Raw genomic sequence first — 15,986 nt, forward strand, 5'->3', positions numbered from 1 at the left:
AGATGAAAGAAAGAATCGCCATAGTCTGCCCTGGTCGCGGCACCTACAACCAAAATGAACTGGGCTACCTGAAACGCAATCATGGCGACCGATTCGCCCTGCTCAGCGAGTTCGACGCCTATCGCGCGCAACAGGGACAGGCGACGCTTAGCGACCTGGATGGCCGCGACAAATATTCGCTGAAAGAGCACTCGTCCGGGGACAACGCATCCGCCCTAATCTATGCCTGCGCTTACGCGGACTTTCTCAGTATCGATCACGATCGCTACGATATCGTCGCCGTCACCGGCAACAGTATGGGCTGGTACATCGCCCTGGCCTGCGCCGGAGCGCTGGCGCCCATGGACGCGTTGCACCTGATCAATCATATGGGCGTGGCGATGCACAACGCGCTTATCGGCGGCCAGTTGGTTTACACCCTGCTCGACCCGCAATGGAATCCGCTGCCCGGTCGGCGCAAACAGGTTCTGGCGCTTCTTAATGACATCAATGACGAACTGGGCGCAGAAGAAGCCTTTATTTCCATTGAGCTGGGCGGCATGCTGGTGCTGGCCGGCAGCGACCGCGCCTGCAAAATGATGATGGCGCAACTGCCCCCGGAGCAGGAGCGCTTCCCGCTGAAACTGCACAACCACGCCGCGTTCCATACGCCGTTGCAAAAACCCGTTATGCAGCAGGCTCGCCGGGACCTCGCCTCCGCGCTGTTTCGCGCGCCCCAGACGCCGTTAGTGGACGGACGCGGCGTCATCTGGACGCCTTGGAGCACGGACACGCAGGCGCTGTGGGATTACACGCTGGGCCATCAGGTCGTTGAAACCTATGATTTCACCAAAGCAGTGGAAGTCACGCTGAAAGAATTCTCCCCGGATCGCGTTGTCGTACTCGGTCCCGGCGACACCCTGGGCGGCTCAGTGGCGCAAACCATGGCGCGCATTCACTGGCGCGGCGTCGAGGATAAACACAGCTTCTCCGCAAGACAGAGCGCCGATCCGGTTCTGCTGGCCATGGGACGTGATGAACAAGCGGCTCCCCTGCGTAAAAAATAACGCCGGGGATTTTGCCTGTTGATTCACCGCCAGAGCTTTTGTAAGCTACTGGGCGGTTACGATACTGTTCATGCACCAGAGACCCAGGTTTCAGTGAATATAAAAAACGTCCTGAACATCTTTCTTCCCTCCTCCGTCTGGACTCGATGGCGCTAGGCGCCGCACATCTTTTTTTGCCGTTTCATCGGCATGCCTATATTTCAAATCTTTGTATTTTAGTGCTTAGCTTATTCGAGCTCGGAGGCGAGATTCATCATGACACCCGAACAATTGGCCGCCTATCATCAGGCGGGATATAACCGCGTCCCGGTCGTCCGCGAAGTAATGGCGGACCTGGACACCCCGCTGTCCACCTATCTGAAACTGGCCAATGCGCCCTATACCTACTTACTGGAATCCGTTCAGGGCGGCGATAAATGGGGGCGCTACTCCATCATTGGTCTGCCCTGTCGCAGCGTGCTGAAAGTTCACGGCCATCAGATCAATTTCTATGAAGACAATGCGCTCGTCGAGTCCACTGAAAGCGCTGATCCGCTGGCCTATATCGAAACCTTCCAGCAACGTTTCAAAGTGCCGGACGTAGAGGGCCTGCCCCGTTTCAACGGCGGACTGGTGGGCTATTTCGGCTACGACACCATTCGCTACATTGAACCGAAGCTGGCCAAAAGCACGCCGCCGGACCCACTGGGCACGCCGGATATTCTGTTGATGGTATCGGATGAGCTGGTGGTGTTCGATAACCTGAGCGGCCGCCTGATGCTGATTCATCATGTCGATCCCGGCGCAGCGGAAGCCAGCGAACGCGCCCAGGCCCGTCTGGATGAACTGGAAACGCTATTGCGACGCCCCATTCCCGAGCATAACCTGCATGTCCAGCAAGACCTGCAAATTGCCGAAGAGGATTTCGCTTCCGGTTTCACGCAGCCGAACTTCGAAGCCGCTGTGGAGAAGATCAAGGAATACGTGCTGGCGGGAGACGTCATGCAAACGGTGATCTCCCAACGCATGTCCGTCCCCTTCACCGCCGAACCCATCAACCTGTATCGTTCTCTCCGCTGCCTCAACCCCTCTCCTTATATGTACCATCTGGATCTTGGGGATTTTCATGTAGTCGGCTCCTCCCCGGAAATTCTCGCCCACCTGGAAGACGGCGTCGCCACCGTGCGGCCTATCGCCGGCACTCGTAAGCGGGGCGCCACCGAGGTGGAAGACAAAGCGTTGGAAGAAGAGCTGCTGGCAGACCCCAAAGAACTCGCCGAGCATTTGATGCTGATCGATCTGGGCCGCAACGATGTCGGCCGCGTCAGCGATATCGGCAGCATCGAACTGACCGACAAGATGGTGATCGAGCGTTACTCTCATGTGATGCATATCGTCTCCAACGTCACCGGCAAACTACGTCAGGGCTTGAGCGCCATTGACGTACTGCGCGCCACCCTGCCCGCCGGCACGCTGAGCGGCGCCCCAAAAATCCGCGCCATGGAGATCATCGACGAATTGGAGCCAGTTAAGCGCGGCGTCTACGGCGGCGCCATCGGATATCTGTCTTGGAACGGCAACATGGATACCGCCATCGCCATTCGCACAGCGGTTATCAAGGACAAGACGCTTTATATTCAGGCCGGGGCCGGCGTTGTCGCCGATTCCGTGCCGCGCCTGGAATGGAAGGAAACCCTCAACAAAGGCCGCGCCGTGTTCCGCGCCGTGGCTATGGCGCAAAAAGGGCTATGAGCCTGCGATCACATGACGGCGAATACACAGACAGAATTTTGAGGGTTTGAACATGTTGGTGATGATTGATAATCATCATAGCCATCCAGAGTCATCCAGAGAACACAAAAAACACACCATCAGTACAGCAATAACAATAAGTTAAGCGACAGTAACGTACACTGTCGTCCATTGCCACCCAATTAAAAAGCGGGTATCTTCGCGGGTATCAAAAGGAGGATACCCGCTTTATGCCATTAACAGATGCCAAAATCCGAAATACAAAACCCGGCAATAAACCCATCAAACTTACGGATAGCAATGGGCTTTATCTAGAAATACGACCGACAGGGTCTAAGCTTTGGCGCTACCGGTATCGTATTTCCGGCAAAGAAAATGTTTACGCTATTGGAGAATACCCTCAAGTTGGACTAGCCGAAGCGAGGTGTGAGCGCGACGAAGCTCGCAAACTAGTCAAACAAAGCGTTCACCCTGCGCATAACAGACAGACTTTGCAGCTAGCCAAACAAGCCGAAAATGCGAACACATTTAAAGTGGTTGCAATGGAATGGATAAGCAAAAAGCGCTCTGGCTGGAGCCCATATTATCTAAGGCAGGTAGAGAGATTTCTGGGCAGGGATGTTTATCCGTCTATTGGTAACCTCCCAATGCGGAGTATAACTGCAGCTCACCTTTTAGAAATCATACGAAATGTAGAGGAGCGCGGAGCTTCAACTGTCGCGTTGCTCATTCGACAATGGACTTCTGCTATATTTCGATATGCTGTCGCTACGCTAAGAGCTGACACCGACCCAGCCGCAGCGCTAAAAGGCGCCATTCATAAGCCTAAAACCGTTCACAGCAAACCCCTAACCCCTGAGCAAATAACTGAACTATTAAACGCCTTAAACCAATTCGGCGGATATCGAACCACTGTAATTGCAATAAAGTTAATGCTTTTCACTTTCGTTCGTACTGTAGAACTAAGAGCAGCCACATGGGCAGAAATTAACTTCAACCGAGCGGAATGGCGCATACCCGCTGAGCGAATGAAGATGCGGGAGCCTCATATTGTTCCATTATCCCAGCAATCTGTGGAGCTGCTAAAAGAACTTTATACTTACACAGGCGGAAGGGATTTTCTTTTTCCAAACTACCGCAATCCTCAAACATGTATGACGCCAACAACATTAAATCGAGCATTGGAGCGGATGGGCTTCAACGGCAAAGAGGGTATAGGTTTTTCTGCACACGGCTTCCGAGCAACTGCATCCACGATACTGAACGAGTTAGGGTTTAGAGCCGATATTGTTGAGCGCCAACTAGCACATCAAGAGCGCAATAAATCTCGGGCAAGCTATAACCAAGCCGAATACTTAGAAGATAGACGATCCATGATGCAGCAGTGGGCTGACTTTATCGACAAACAGACAACCCCTCCCGTAATGACATGTTGAACTTAAGAAGTGCAACGATAACCGCATAGCCTCCCCCGTGCTCAGCTCGCCGGATAATCCCTATCCGGCTCGTTCAAACAACTTCTGCAATAAACCTAACCATATGGTAATGAGTTTATAAACAAAACACGAAGGGACTAGTCCTTTTTGCACATAACCATTATTACCCTCATCCGCCCACACCAGACCGCTCACTTAATGCACTAAAAAACGACATGATCCGTCCAAACAAAAACACTAACCGAATGTTTATATTAGACATTTTTGTTTTTGAAGATATCATTCTCAGCACTTCATAAATGAACATTCCGGCTCAAAGGAGAACGATAAGGTATGGCGGAAATGATTTTCCGAATTAAAGAAACAGCCAAGTATACTGGCCTTTCCAGATCAACCATTTACGAGCGTGTTGCTAATGGCAGCTTTCCCCCTCCCGTGTCCTTGGGTGATCGGGCCGTTGGCTGGTTTGAGTCCTCACTGGACGACTGGCAGGCCTCCCTAAAAGCGGGCGTGCCGTACGCTCAATGGGTAAACCGAAAGGAAACGAAGCACTGAGACACGGCAGTATGATAAGCCAACATAGTCCAGGCCAATTAAAATGCGGGAACAACGAAGATGCATAACGAATTCACGGATATTTTAGACGACATGGGACGCTACACGGCGCAGGCGTCGGCGTTAGTGGTGGCGCTGTCAGCGGACTGCGAGGGAGGCGAAGTGTTGAGCGGGAGAATCAAAGGCGATCTATTCTGGTTGCTTCGGAATCGCCTGGAGGATATCTCCGCCCTGGAAGATCGCCTATGCCTCTGCTTCGAAGAGCAGAATTGGCCACTCACGTCACCCAGCCATGACAAGCAGCAAGCTCACCACTAAGCTTAAGAGGTTTCCGGCTAACCGGAGATTATTCAAGGTGATGATGAGAACTTATAACGGCCCTGTTTCTGGGCCTTTTTTTTCCGCCTCAGTAATTGAAAGCCCTCGGCCCACTCTGACACTTCCCACTCTTTCCAGCCCGAAGCAAACCGCCAAATCAGTTTTAAACGACGATGACGATATAGATGGTCGGAAGCGATTAGATTATTTCTGCGCCAACAGAGAGTCATCGACAATTTAGCCCGGATAAAAACCTAACCACCACAAGCACCGCCACCGAAAGGCTCCCTAATCATTATCAGGCCACCTACCACCAACGCTAAGACTCGAAAGGACAAAGCTCTTTACCGTCCATATGCCGACACCTTCAATCTCTTGCGTGGAGAGCAAAGCCTATAAACGTTTCAGATAAGCTCCAATAACAACACATTTTTATGCATGAGTTGCATTTCCCCATACCCTCAGAGCATTATCTAGCGACACAGCGTTACATAGCCGCCTTTCCCTTTTGCTTCGTTCCAACATTACCAGACCGTAACAATGCCGCTGGCTAAAACTAGCGCCATGCACATTATTACTCATTAGATCACATTCTTGCACATTGGTAAGAAGCGCCCTTTTTCGTATTTGCTCCTAAAGCGACTGATACGGTCTAAATCAGTCATCCAAAACATTTTAACCATTTGATTTTGTTGATAATAAAACGGATACCAGTATCATTTCGCGACGATTTACAACATCCGTTTTCGAGCCAAGGAGTCCGATAAAGCATGGCGGAAATGATTTTCAGAATTAAAGAAACAACCAAGTTAACAGGCCTTTCCAGATCGACAATTTACGAGCGCGTAGCCTCTGGCAGCTTTCCTCCTCCCGTATCCTTGGGTGATCGGGCCGTGGGCTGGTTTGAGTCCTCACTGGACGACTGGCAGGCCTCCCTAAAAGCGGGCGTGCCGTACGCTCAATGGGTAAACCGAAAGGAAACGAAGCACTGAGACACGGCAGTATGATAAGCCAACATAGTCCAGACCAATCTAAATGCAGGAACAACGAAGATGCATAACGAATTCACGGATATTTTAGACGACATGGGACGCTTCACGGCGCAGGCGTCGGCGTTAGTCGTGGCGCTGTCAGCAGACTGCGAGGGAGACGAAGTGTTGAGCGGGAGAATCAAAGGCGATCTATTCTGGTTGCTACGGAATCGCCTGGAGGATATCTCCGCCCTGGAAGATCGCCTATGCCTCTGCTTTGAAGAGCAGGATTGGCCACTCACGTCACCCAACCATGGCAAGCAGCAAGCTCACCACTAAGCTTAAGAGGTTTCCGGCTAACCGGAGACTATTCAAGGTGATGACGAGAACTTATTACGGCCCTGTTTCTGGGCCGTTTTTTCGCCCCCTCAATAAATAACTAGCAATCACCTCCGACACTTCCCACACTCGCCAGCCTGAGTGTCGCCACTCCACCCCGAAGTAAACCACCAAATCCGTTTTAAACGACAATGACGATATAGATGGTCGGAAGCGATTGGATTATTTCTGCGCCAACAGAGAGTCTGCAACAATTTAGTCCGGATAAAAATCTAACCACTCCACCATTACGAGGCAGAGAAATGAGAAACTCCACCACTCGAACTGGAGGTCGATCCCCAAATACCGGGAAACAAAAGGCATAGCGCATGCGAACGAACCTAACGCCAACGAGGTAGCTCGGCTAGGTATGCAGACGTCCAACCATTATGATCACCGCCACTGAATGATCTTACCCATCATCATGCTATATGCTCGATATTCCAGGGCAGGATACGCAGCAGCATGATTTATCGCTAAAGCCTGACCGAGCGCAGAAACAATCCTCGGCGCTATCATGAAGGGTTGTTGCTCAATGACGAATCATCCAAACAATAAAAATCATAATACGGCCTGAGGTTCGTTATAAGAGGTATTTTTGGAATGGGCGCAACCTATGGCGGGACTGAGCGAGAAAACGGATTATGCGGGCGTTCAGGCGTATATCCAGACATAAAAAACCATTTACTTAGATCGTTTTTTCATTTTTCGGGCAAAATACGCCGTTTGGAGTCGCGGTTTGCCATATCGCCGCTTAATCTTTCAGCCGCATACAGCAAGGCAGCCCGCACCTTGGCGACGGTAAGGCTGGGAACCTCCTCCAGAATGTCTCCGACAGACATCCCATCCGCCAGGAAAGTCAGCACGTCAGCGACGGCAATCTGTGAGCCCGTAATACAAGGCTTGCCCTGTCTGACCTGAGCGTCAACGCAAACGCCCGCCAGTTCACTTTCCCGCATAGGAGCGGATACATCTTCACCACAAGGCATGCCGCCACAGTATGCCAGGATAGCATTGAGTTTCTGTTTCGGCGTCATGTCGGCAAGCAGGTGATTCATACGCTTACAACACGCCACCTCGTTATCGCGACCATTTCCACCACCAAGGGATTTGGCCAACACATGATCAATACTGGCGTTTTCAGCTATGAGCGGATTTCGGCAGTAAAAACACTTACCGCCTTGCTCCAACAACAACCCATGCAAAGAAGCCATATTCACCTCCTGTGAATAAACCGCCGCCAAGACGACGAATTAAAATTCTCTATTCCGTCACGTGGATTAACTTACTCCGTCATTCGGTCTAACAGGCCCTATTATTCACAGCCTTTATTCCGCTATACGGAGCTATACCTCCATGTTTATTGACTTCCCTTACTCCGCTATATGGACACCTTATTAGAATCTACCATAGCCCTATGTATTTTTTGACATACGGCTATTTTGCTTATTCACTCGGCGCGGTCGAAAAATTGGATTTAACGATATGCATTTCCAACGAGGCTAACCATCTAACAGTCTAATTATTTTCCCCTAATGAAAGACCTGGAGAATCCAAGCAGGTAGCGCCTCCTCTGAATTTCGATATCAAAGCCAAGTCAAGGGACATTATCCATAGCAGCTCAAAGGGCTGCTCTCAGGAATAGGAGGTTTGTGAACACACCCCGCTACTTCTGCATTTACATGAATTGTTCAGGGTTCTACTATTCGCATGCCTATATTCAAGAGCCCGCCGCTGTCGGTGGGTCAATCAAAGAGCCCGCCACGGTGGGTCAACAACCGGAGAAATACGATGAAAGGCGATCAAATTATCAAGCAGGCATTAACCATCTTAGCCAACCGACTACGCCAGCCCGGCGCTGTCGTCACCAGCCCCCAGCTTGCTTACAACTTCCTCAAATTGAAATTGGCCGAATTGCATCATGAAGTGTTCTGCGTCCTGTTTCTGGACAACAAACACCGGCTGATAGAATTTGACGCCATGTTCCGAGGAACATTTAACGAGTCCACCGTCCATACTCGGGAAATCGCAAAAAAAGCGCTGGCCCTGAATGCGGCGGCGGTGATTCTCGCTCATAACCATCCCTCGATGATGACAAGCCCTTCCCAAAGAGACATCCGACTGACCCAAGATATCAAGAAATCACTCAGTCTTTTTGATGTACGGGTTTTAGATCACGTCATCATCGGCGGAACGGATAAATACAGTTTCGTTGATAACGGGCTTCTATAGGTCCGTTACGCCCCACAGAGGTTAACGGTATGTCAGAAGAAAATGGGATTTATGGAGATTCGGAGCATGCGGAAAGGATAACCCCTCAATCGCTGGAGCCCTATTCCAGCGCGGACTATCAGCCGCCTACGGCTCAGGACATCCGGGAGGCGTTACGGATTGCAGGACTAAGCGGAGCCGCCGCTGCAAAGTTAATGGGTGTTGATTCCCGCAGCATACGGCGTTGGTGCTCAGCCGAAGATAACGCGAATTATCGTCCCATTCCCTATGCGGCATGGCGCCTGCTGTTAATCGAAACGGGCTTAGCTCCAGCTAGACAGGGTATCAAGGAGCTTTGATCACCAATCCGAAAATATGCTGACCATTGATATTCAGACCATCCGTTAAGCTCTCTCGCGCAATAAAACGCGGAGAGCGTTCACGTTGAACGACCCTACCGCGTCGCTGTTTCCAGTTATGCAGGTTAGCCCCTTCTCTTGCATCCGCCAAAATCACACGCATGACAAATCAAAAGGCATGGGGTGATTTATAGCTTCCTTGTCACTTCATGCGGCCTGTTTCTAGTAAATAGCTGACAAAGTCATCATGCAGACCTTCTCCCAGTTGATTTCCTTTTTCATCGATGAGGTAAATCCTCCCCTTTTCTGCGAGGGCGGAGCCTCCATCAAGCATTGCCAAAAATGAAATAGCCAATCCTCTCAAGCATTCTGAAAATATTTCCTCTACATCAGCTTTGGCGGCATTGCTCTGGGATAATATTTTTTGGAGCCTTTTAAATGCCTCCTCATTATCAGTCCACAGTAAATCAGCATCTTCCCTAGTTACTGACTCAGAAGCGGATCGAACCCACGACTCTAAAGAGACCTCCATATCTTCAAACAAATCATTTTTATCAGTCATAGTTAAAATCCTGGCCACATAAAATGATCACCATATTCTTGATCCTTCGAGATAGACGCTTCTCCATAGTGAAAGGTCTATTCTGGAAATCCATACACCTCATTACAGACTCTCTATGAGCAGCTACGCTGCAAGCCACTACGACAAAAGGTTTGGGATGCCTCACCAACGGTTAGGGCTGCCTGGGACTCCAGACAATCATCGCCACTTAGCGTCCCGATATCCTGACAGATAAAAAAACTCTCTCACCGCGTCAAAGAATGTCGCTTTAGTTGATTACCCTTAACGACGCACGATTTCGCGCTGAATGAGCAGTGATGCGCTTATTGGTCGCGCTAATTTAAATGGAACTTTTTTCAAACGAAATCGATTAAGAGGCCTTCTAATGAATCTAAACATAAATTAATATGCGCCGCGTTGTACGGAAACTGAACTCATATCCCGAAGGCAAAAGGAGTTGCTTGTGGCGCCCTTTCGTCTTTTGCGAGGTATCGAAGTAATAAGACGGTTGGGACGCCGTAGTCTTATCCTCCCTAGCTTGTACCCCTTCTTACTTATAGCTGTTGCTCCGCGAACGGATGTTTGCGTTTTCGGTTTGTCATGGCGGCACTTCGCCGCCCCCTTACATCACTGAAAAATCAAGTAATACAGAGGAAGTTATGCTCAGCAAAAAGCATAAATGGAGTTGGCTCGTCCCGTTGGCGTTATGCGCGGGGACGGCCTTGGCTGATAACGATCAAATAGTAAGCACGTTTCTCGCCGCCGCTGGGGATGAAAGCGCGGCGATATCCGGCGAAGAAATCGACGAGTTCACCGGCGACGTTAGATGGTCCGTGAGAGAATTCTCGCTGCCAGGACAAGGGGGGATGGATCTCGATATTTACCGGTCCTATAACCTGTCCGATCATGGCGTCGAAATACTGGGGCCTTGGACTATCGATACGCCTCGTCTTTCATACGTGATCAAAGCGTGGAGTGAATGCCGGGACCATGGAGAAAGGGGGCAGCACTGTTGGGGGGAGCATGAGGTCAGCGGCATTACCCTGGAAATCCCTGGTAAACGCGCCATACCGTTGGTGATAAAAGATAAGGAACTGGTTTCGGTTCGAGGCGAAGCGGGGTGGAAGGGGAAAATTGACGAGCTGAATGTCACCGCCTATTCCCCTGATGGTAAAACCTACGTCTTTGATCAGAACCAAAGTGCGGACGGTAAGAGTGAATACAATACTGGCGGTCAATTATTGGTGTATGCCTCTTCTGTGACTGACGCCTACGGCAACTGGATCAAATACAAATACCACCGCAAGGTCTCCACCGACTACGTCAAAAATGGCAAATGCGCAAAGCCCAACCTGCCAAATGGCGAGCGGGAAAGCTGCGAAGGAAGCGAGATTGCGGCGAAAGAGCATGTATTCCCTAAGCAGATTACAACCAATGACGGGCGCCTGATAGACTTCAATTACGGAGAGCCAACGCAAGAAAATGTTACTTCAGTTTGGCGTTTTGGCTCAAACTCTCCCGCAGGTGTGATTCCTTACTTGACGGAAATCGTCGTCCACGAATCATCAGGCAACCGGGTATGGAAGTATGACCACTACCTCAAGGAAGAGTGGGGCAAGCAGGTTCAAGACGGACTGAAAACCGTAACGCTTCCCGATAATACGACCTGGGGCTTCACCTACACGGACAAGAAAGGCAAGAAACTACGCTCCGTCACCAACCCGTATGGCGGAACCATCACCTACGATTATGAGGTGATATCCGATAGCGACCACCCTAAAGGCTTCTCGAACTATTCCATCTCAAAAAGAACCTTGCAGGGACCGTCTTTAAAGGACTCCGTTACCCGCTTCAGCTATGACGCGGCGTGGTTGGATAATGATCGCTACTGGAAGACCGTCAGCATTTCCCCTTCCGCCAAAACTGAAAAGATCTATTGGCACACCAACAACAGCATCAGCGATAAGCGCAAGGCAAAAGAGGGACAGATCCACTCGGTCAAGATATTCGAGCCCGCAGGCGGCAACCCGCTGCGAACCGTTGAATTCACTTACGACACTTGGGGCAAGGTGGGACGCTTCTATGGCGAAAACCTGAATATGGATAACCTGTTCGACGTAAAGTACGCCACACCGCTGATGCTGACCAGAATGGTCGTTGATGGAAAATACGTCACGCAATACAGTGACTTTACCGGTTACTACCAACCTCAGAAAGTCGTGCAAACCACAGGCGCAAAGAGCAGAACGACGCGCGCCACTTATCTGAATCAGGTTTGGACCTCCTCCTCCCAACCGCAACTGATTGGCCTGCCGCTCACCGCCACAATTGAGGGCGATAACGGCGAAAGCTGGTCAACGAAATATGCCTACAACCCCCAAGGCCGAGTGGTAAGCAGCACCATTAACGGCGTCACCACGACATACGGCTATTACGATACCGGGGATATGAGCCGCAAAGCCTACACCAACCATCTGGGCCAGCAAGCGCTTGTCTATGGCTTCCACCATCGGGGCGTGGCGACGTTTGAGCAGTATCCCGAAGGCGTCTCCATTAACAGGCAGGTCCGCGACAGCGGCGTGACGGACTGGGAGGAAGATGGCGAAGGTAACCGTACATACTATGAGTACGATGAACTTAACCGGGTGACGAAAATAAGCGCCCCTGGCCTGTCGCCCACCCATTACGCCTATGAAAGCAATAAGAGCATCGAGACCCGAGACAACTCAAACTATCGCCGAACGTCTTTTTTAGATGGACTAGGACGCGTTTATCTGGAGAAAAAAGAAAATGGCGGTCTCTCCTCCATATACAAGAGAACCGAATTCGACGCCGCCGGTCGGGCGTCAATCGTCTTTTACCCTTCCAACAGCGGGAATGATACGCATGGGATTAGAACCACCTATGACGCTATGGACCGCCCAGTTCAAGCCGTCACCACGGCGGACAATGGAACAACGAGCTACTGTTATGGCGCTAGCTGTGTTGCCGACCTTCCTGGCTACAGCTTCGACTATGCTTATACCGTCACCGATCCCCGAGGCTTTAGAACCGCTTTCTTCAATGAAGGATATGGCGCGCCAGGAGAGACCTGGACTACGCACCTGGTCAAGGACATTGGCCCCTCTGATAGACAGGTAACGGCGATTGCGCGTAACAAGGTGGGAGACATCACCGCCGTCAACATAGACGGGCTCATCAGAAGCTACAGCTATCACTCTGGCGCGCGCAAGCTTAAAAGCGTCAACGAGCCAGAGCGCAACTCTGTCAGCCTCTCCTATGATCCCGCAGGCAATCTGCGTACGCGTGACGTGAGCGGCGTCGGCGCCACTCATTATCACTATGACGCCCTTAACAGGCTGGTCGGCATCGATTACCCAAGCGGCCACGATACGACCTACGCCTATTACAGAAACAGCCAAGTAAAGGAACTGAAGAAAGGCGTCACCCGCTGGGAGTACCAATACACGCCCTTTGGCGCACCCAAAAAAGAGCTGTTGACCGTTAACGCCCTTGAAAACAAAACCTTTGAACTGGCCTATGAATACGGTCCCGCTGGCTTCCTAAGTCAGATACGCTATCCCAACGGCTTTGTCGTGGATCACTCCGTGAATGATTTTGGCCAAATCACCAGCGTAGGCTCGTCGCTTGGCGAGCTGGTGGGCAATGTTTCCTATCACCCCACTGGAACGCCCAGCAGTTACCAATACGCAAATGGCCAAGTCGTGGCTCAAGCCCTTAACTCGCGCCGCTTTGTGAGTCATACCACGAGCGCCAAGAATGATAAAGTCGCCACTAATCTGGTCTACGGCTTCGACAAGTCGGGCAATATAACCTCTATCACCAATCACGTTGACAGCGGCCAATCCATTGCGGGGCTGACCTATGATGGATTGGGGCGCATCAAAACCGCCAACGGCCCCTGGGGCAATGGCAGCTTTACCTATGACCGCAAAGACAATCTGGTATCGAAAAGTCTGGGGACGCTAGGGTCAATTGGCTACACCTACGACGCCAACACCAATCGATTAAGCAGTACAACCGGAACGCCTTATTCGTTTCAATATGATGGTTACGGCAATGTGGTGAACAATGGCCGTTTCACCATGACCTATGATCACTCGGGCGCCATGTTGAGCATCGCCACCAACAGCAATCCCGTGACGAATGTTCCCCAGGTCGATATCGATTACGAGTATGACGGCAATGGCCTGCGCGCACTGGAGATACAAAACGACAAGGGCATCTATCAGGTTCATTCAAAGAGTGGCGCGCTCATGTACGAGGAAGACATGGTCAACAACACCGCGACCAACTATGTCATGTTTGACGGGAAGGTCGTGGCGGAGATTAAGCATGACTCCGATGATGAGGCCTCCGTTCAGCCGACAACAATTGAAATCACAGTCGGTGACTTTTATGAGGCTCTGTTTGGCTACTCGAACACCTTCTTAAAGTTTGGATCAGTATCGAGCGATGTGGTTAAAGGTAAATTATTTGATGAGCGTTTAATGGGGATCGTAATCAATGATGAAAACCGGGATTCGCCGCGTAACTTGAGACTCTCTTTTGAGGGTGAGTTATCGGAAAGCTATCTGAATAAATTGGCGATACTTTCGTATGAGTTTCATGCGGCAGAGGCCACTAGATATACGTTTACTTATGCTGGATTAACCACCACGACGTTTGAATGGTTAATCAGCAGTGATGTGTATCTGGCGTTGCGTAACCAACCCAAGTGGTCTGCAACCATACACCCCAATTAATCGAATGCTGACAATGGAAGGTATAGACAATGGCATTTAAAAAAGCATTATCTTATTCGCTCCTGCTATTGATGCTGCTGGCCTCTGCAGTGAAGGCAGGAGTAACAGTTACTTTTTTACATCACGACAATCTGGGCTCGCCTGTCGCCGCCACGGATGGAAACGGGGACATTCTCTGGCGTGAGACCTACGCGCCGTTTGGAGAAAAGGCTGTAAAACCCAGCGCCGCCTCTGAAGAGCGGGTGGGTTATACTGGGAAGCTGCACGACAACAATACGGGTCTTTCGTATTTTAATGCGCGCTATTACGACCCCGTGGTGGGGCGGTTCATGGCCACGGACCCGGTGGACTACCTCGGCGGCGGGCAGCAGTACTTCAATAGATACTCCTACGCGGCGAATAACCCTTATCGCTACACTGATCCCAGTGGGAAAGTGCTAAAAGCTCTCAGGTCTGCTGGCAACATTCTTGCGAAGACGGTAAAAAATGGAGGAAATGTTGGGAAGGCGGCCAAGGATGAGGCCATCGACATTTTTGAAAATGTTGTTGAGCTGGTTGATGGTGACTTGACTGCGGACGATGCGTTTGCTGTTATCGATCTAGTCACAGGTTTTGGAGACGAGGCCAAGGACTTAAAGAAGCTTGTAACAGGCGCTCATGATACATTAGACCCCAAGGCCCAAAATTACAAAACAACAGCGGTTGGTGTATTTGAAGATGGAACTATTGGTATATCTTCAAGTGATAAATATGTTCCTGGTGTACAACGAAAGTTCGCTGAAGAAAATAATATGAAGGTTGTTAATGGAGTTGGGCACGCAGAAGAAACCTTAATTGAGGCTGGAGCTAAGCATGTCGAAGCATCTCGTGGTGTTTGTTCGGATTGTCAAGCCCTGATGGAAACAAATGGAGTAACAACCTCTACAGAGTTTACCGGAAAGAAAAGTAGGAATAGGCGATAAATGGACAATAGTTACGACACTTTATTAATGAAGCTGGAATTATTGGATGAAGTTAAAATAGAGCTATTCAGCCTTCTCTGCTCAGAGCGACTATCACCAATATTTAAAAAGTTCTCAAATGAGCACTATCTTTCTTATATAAGGATTTTAGATTATGCATTTGATGCAGTAGCCAGGAGTAGCAAAGATAAGGTGAAAGAGTTAGCGGAAGAGGCTATGGCATTGATTCCAGACAGTGAAGACTACGGTAATGCTTTGTCAGATCAAGCCCAGTGCGCTGCCATTTGCCTATCATACGCGTTAGATTATTTGGCAGATAAAGATTTCAGAAATATAAAGCATTGTGCTCAAAAAGTTTATGATGCCATTGATATATATAAAATGGAAAGCAATTGTTTGGAAGACATTCGTGAGAGTGAGTTGGCTTGGCAAGATAATATAGTTTCCATGCTGAACGAAACGCCTATCAACTTATCATCCATACAAAGACTGAGGGAGACGAATAACAAATACATGCTGCCGCCTGTATAGTTACTAAGCAGTTAAGTTTAATGACCTGTTGTGTTTTTTGTGAAGTGATGAACCACACAGGTCATTATTATAGGATGACTCAACTGGCTAGCGATTGGCGGACTGATTGTATCATCCAATATCTATACAAGAGCTGCACTTTTTCTCTGGCATGATATTA

The 15,986-nt window shown here is 50.0% G+C and carries 14 protein-coding genes; 12 read left to right on the forward strand and 2 right to left on the reverse strand.

The window, feature by feature from the left end:
* The first annotated feature begins 2 nt into the window (after window positions 1-2).
* The 7 genes from AC2IBB_RS30200 to AC2IBB_RS30230 all read left to right on the forward strand — a co-directional run bounded on the left by AC2IBB_RS30200 (window position 3) and on the right by AC2IBB_RS30230 (window position 6,396).
* The gene (locus AC2IBB_RS30200; protein ID WP_486330366.1) at window positions 3-1,046 is read left to right on the forward strand and encodes an ACP S-malonyltransferase; all 1,044 of its coding nucleotides are present in this window, start codon (window positions 3-5) and stop codon (window positions 1,044-1,046) included.
* A gap of 255 nt (window positions 1,047-1,301) precedes the next feature.
* Window positions 1,302-2,777, forward strand: coding sequence for an anthranilate synthase component I (trpE, locus tag AC2IBB_RS30205; protein WP_486330367.1), 1,476 nt, complete (start codon window positions 1,302-1,304; stop codon window positions 2,775-2,777).
* 230 nt (window positions 2,778-3,007) lie between these two features.
* On the forward strand, window positions 3,008-4,213 hold the full coding sequence (locus AC2IBB_RS30210) for a tyrosine-type recombinase/integrase (RefSeq protein ID WP_486330368.1): 1,206 nt from the start codon (window positions 3,008-3,010) through the stop codon (window positions 4,211-4,213).
* 333 nt (window positions 4,214-4,546) lie between these two features.
* On the forward strand, window positions 4,547-4,768 hold the full coding sequence (locus AC2IBB_RS30215; protein WP_486330369.1) for a helix-turn-helix transcriptional regulator: 222 nt from the start codon (window positions 4,547-4,549) through the stop codon (window positions 4,766-4,768).
* Between the two features lie 60 nt (window positions 4,769-4,828).
* Window positions 4,829-5,086 (forward strand): hypothetical protein, encoded by a 258-nt coding sequence (locus tag AC2IBB_RS30220; RefSeq protein ID WP_486330370.1) that lies wholly within the window; start codon window positions 4,829-4,831, stop codon window positions 5,084-5,086.
* Window positions 5,087-5,865: 779 nt separating this feature from the next.
* The gene (locus AC2IBB_RS30225) at window positions 5,866-6,078 is read left to right on the forward strand and encodes a helix-turn-helix transcriptional regulator (RefSeq protein WP_486334013.1); all 213 of its coding nucleotides are present in this window, start codon (window positions 5,866-5,868) and stop codon (window positions 6,076-6,078) included.
* A 60-nt stretch (window positions 6,079-6,138) separates the two neighbouring features.
* Window positions 6,139-6,396: a hypothetical protein gene (locus AC2IBB_RS30230; RefSeq protein WP_486330371.1), complete on the forward strand. Its 258-nt coding sequence runs from the start codon at window positions 6,139-6,141 to the stop codon at window positions 6,394-6,396.
* A 740-nt stretch (window positions 6,397-7,136) separates the two neighbouring features.
* On the opposite strand, the gene AC2IBB_RS30235 is transcribed toward AC2IBB_RS30230, so the two are convergent.
* The gene (locus AC2IBB_RS30235; RefSeq protein WP_486330372.1) at window positions 7,137-7,649 is read right to left on the reverse strand and encodes a DUF433 domain-containing protein; all 513 of its coding nucleotides are present in this window, start codon (window positions 7,647-7,649) and stop codon (window positions 7,137-7,139) included.
* Window positions 7,650-8,226: 577 nt separating this feature from the next.
* Here AC2IBB_RS30235 and radC point away from each other — a divergent pair.
* The gene (radC, locus tag AC2IBB_RS30240; RefSeq protein WP_486329107.1) at window positions 8,227-8,667 is read left to right on the forward strand and encodes a RadC family protein; all 441 of its coding nucleotides are present in this window, start codon (window positions 8,227-8,229) and stop codon (window positions 8,665-8,667) included.
* A 29-nt stretch (window positions 8,668-8,696) separates the two neighbouring features.
* Window positions 8,697-9,005 (forward strand): helix-turn-helix domain-containing protein, encoded by a 309-nt coding sequence (locus AC2IBB_RS30245; RefSeq protein WP_486329108.1) that lies wholly within the window; start codon window positions 8,697-8,699, stop codon window positions 9,003-9,005.
* A 202-nt stretch (window positions 9,006-9,207) separates the two neighbouring features.
* Here AC2IBB_RS30245 and AC2IBB_RS30250 read toward each other — a convergent pair whose 3' ends face one another.
* Window positions 9,208-9,567, reverse strand: a complete 360-nt coding sequence (locus AC2IBB_RS30250) for a hypothetical protein (protein ID WP_486330373.1) — start codon at window positions 9,565-9,567, stop codon at window positions 9,208-9,210.
* A gap of 722 nt (window positions 9,568-10,289) precedes the next feature.
* Here AC2IBB_RS30250 and AC2IBB_RS30255 point away from each other — a divergent pair.
* The 3 genes from AC2IBB_RS30255 to AC2IBB_RS30265 are packed head-to-tail and all read left to right on the forward strand — an operon-like array spanning window position 10,290 to window position 15,826.
* Entirely contained in the window at window positions 10,290-14,333 is a 4,044-nt protein-coding gene (locus tag AC2IBB_RS30255; protein ID WP_486330374.1) for an RHS repeat domain-containing protein, read from the forward strand.
* 29 nt (window positions 14,334-14,362) lie between these two features.
* Window positions 14,363-15,295, forward strand: coding sequence for an RHS repeat domain-containing protein (locus AC2IBB_RS30260; protein ID WP_486330375.1), 933 nt, complete (start codon window positions 14,363-14,365; stop codon window positions 15,293-15,295).
* Window positions 15,296-15,826 carry a hypothetical protein gene (locus AC2IBB_RS30265; protein ID WP_486330376.1) on the forward strand — a complete coding sequence of 177 codons (531 nt, stop codon included), beginning with the start codon at window positions 15,296-15,298 and terminating at the stop codon, window positions 15,824-15,826.
* The last annotated feature ends 160 nt before the right edge of the window (window positions 15,827-15,986 follow it).

It is taken from the genome of Hahella sp. NS-SX17 (assembly GCF_057367735.1).

Bases quoted from the DNA above. Each gene is read 5' to 3' on its own strand.
- AC2IBB_RS30250 (WP_486330373.1), bottom strand. From the start codon at position 9,567: ATGACTGATAAAAATGATTTGTTTGAAGATATGGAGGTCTCTTTAGAG.
- AC2IBB_RS30225 (WP_486334013.1), top strand. From the start codon at position 5,866: ATGATTTTCAGAATTAAAGAAACAACCAAGTTAACAGGCCTTTCCAGA.
- trpE (WP_486330367.1), top strand. From the start codon at position 1,302: ATGACACCCGAACAATTGGCCGCCTATCATCAGGCGGGATATAACCGC.
- AC2IBB_RS30210 (WP_486330368.1), top strand. From the start codon at position 3,008: ATGCCATTAACAGATGCCAAAATCCGAAATACAAAACCCGGCAATAAA.
- AC2IBB_RS30215 (WP_486330369.1), top strand. From the start codon at position 4,547: ATGGCGGAAATGATTTTCCGAATTAAAGAAACAGCCAAGTATACTGGC.
- AC2IBB_RS30200 (WP_486330366.1), top strand. From the start codon at position 3: ATGAAAGAAAGAATCGCCATAGTCTGCCCTGGTCGCGGCACCTACAAC.
- AC2IBB_RS30220 (WP_486330370.1), top strand. From the start codon at position 4,829: ATGCATAACGAATTCACGGATATTTTAGACGACATGGGACGCTACACG.
- AC2IBB_RS30235 (WP_486330372.1), bottom strand. From the start codon at position 7,649: ATGGCTTCTTTGCATGGGTTGTTGTTGGAGCAAGGCGGTAAGTGTTTT.
- AC2IBB_RS30230 (WP_486330371.1), top strand. From the start codon at position 6,139: ATGCATAACGAATTCACGGATATTTTAGACGACATGGGACGCTTCACG.
- AC2IBB_RS30265 (WP_486330376.1), top strand. From the start codon at position 15,296: ATGGACAATAGTTACGACACTTTATTAATGAAGCTGGAATTATTGGAT.
- radC (WP_486329107.1), top strand. From the start codon at position 8,227: ATGAAAGGCGATCAAATTATCAAGCAGGCATTAACCATCTTAGCCAAC.
- AC2IBB_RS30260 (WP_486330375.1), top strand. From the start codon at position 14,363: ATGGCATTTAAAAAAGCATTATCTTATTCGCTCCTGCTATTGATGCTG.
- AC2IBB_RS30245 (WP_486329108.1), top strand. From the start codon at position 8,697: ATGTCAGAAGAAAATGGGATTTATGGAGATTCGGAGCATGCGGAAAGG.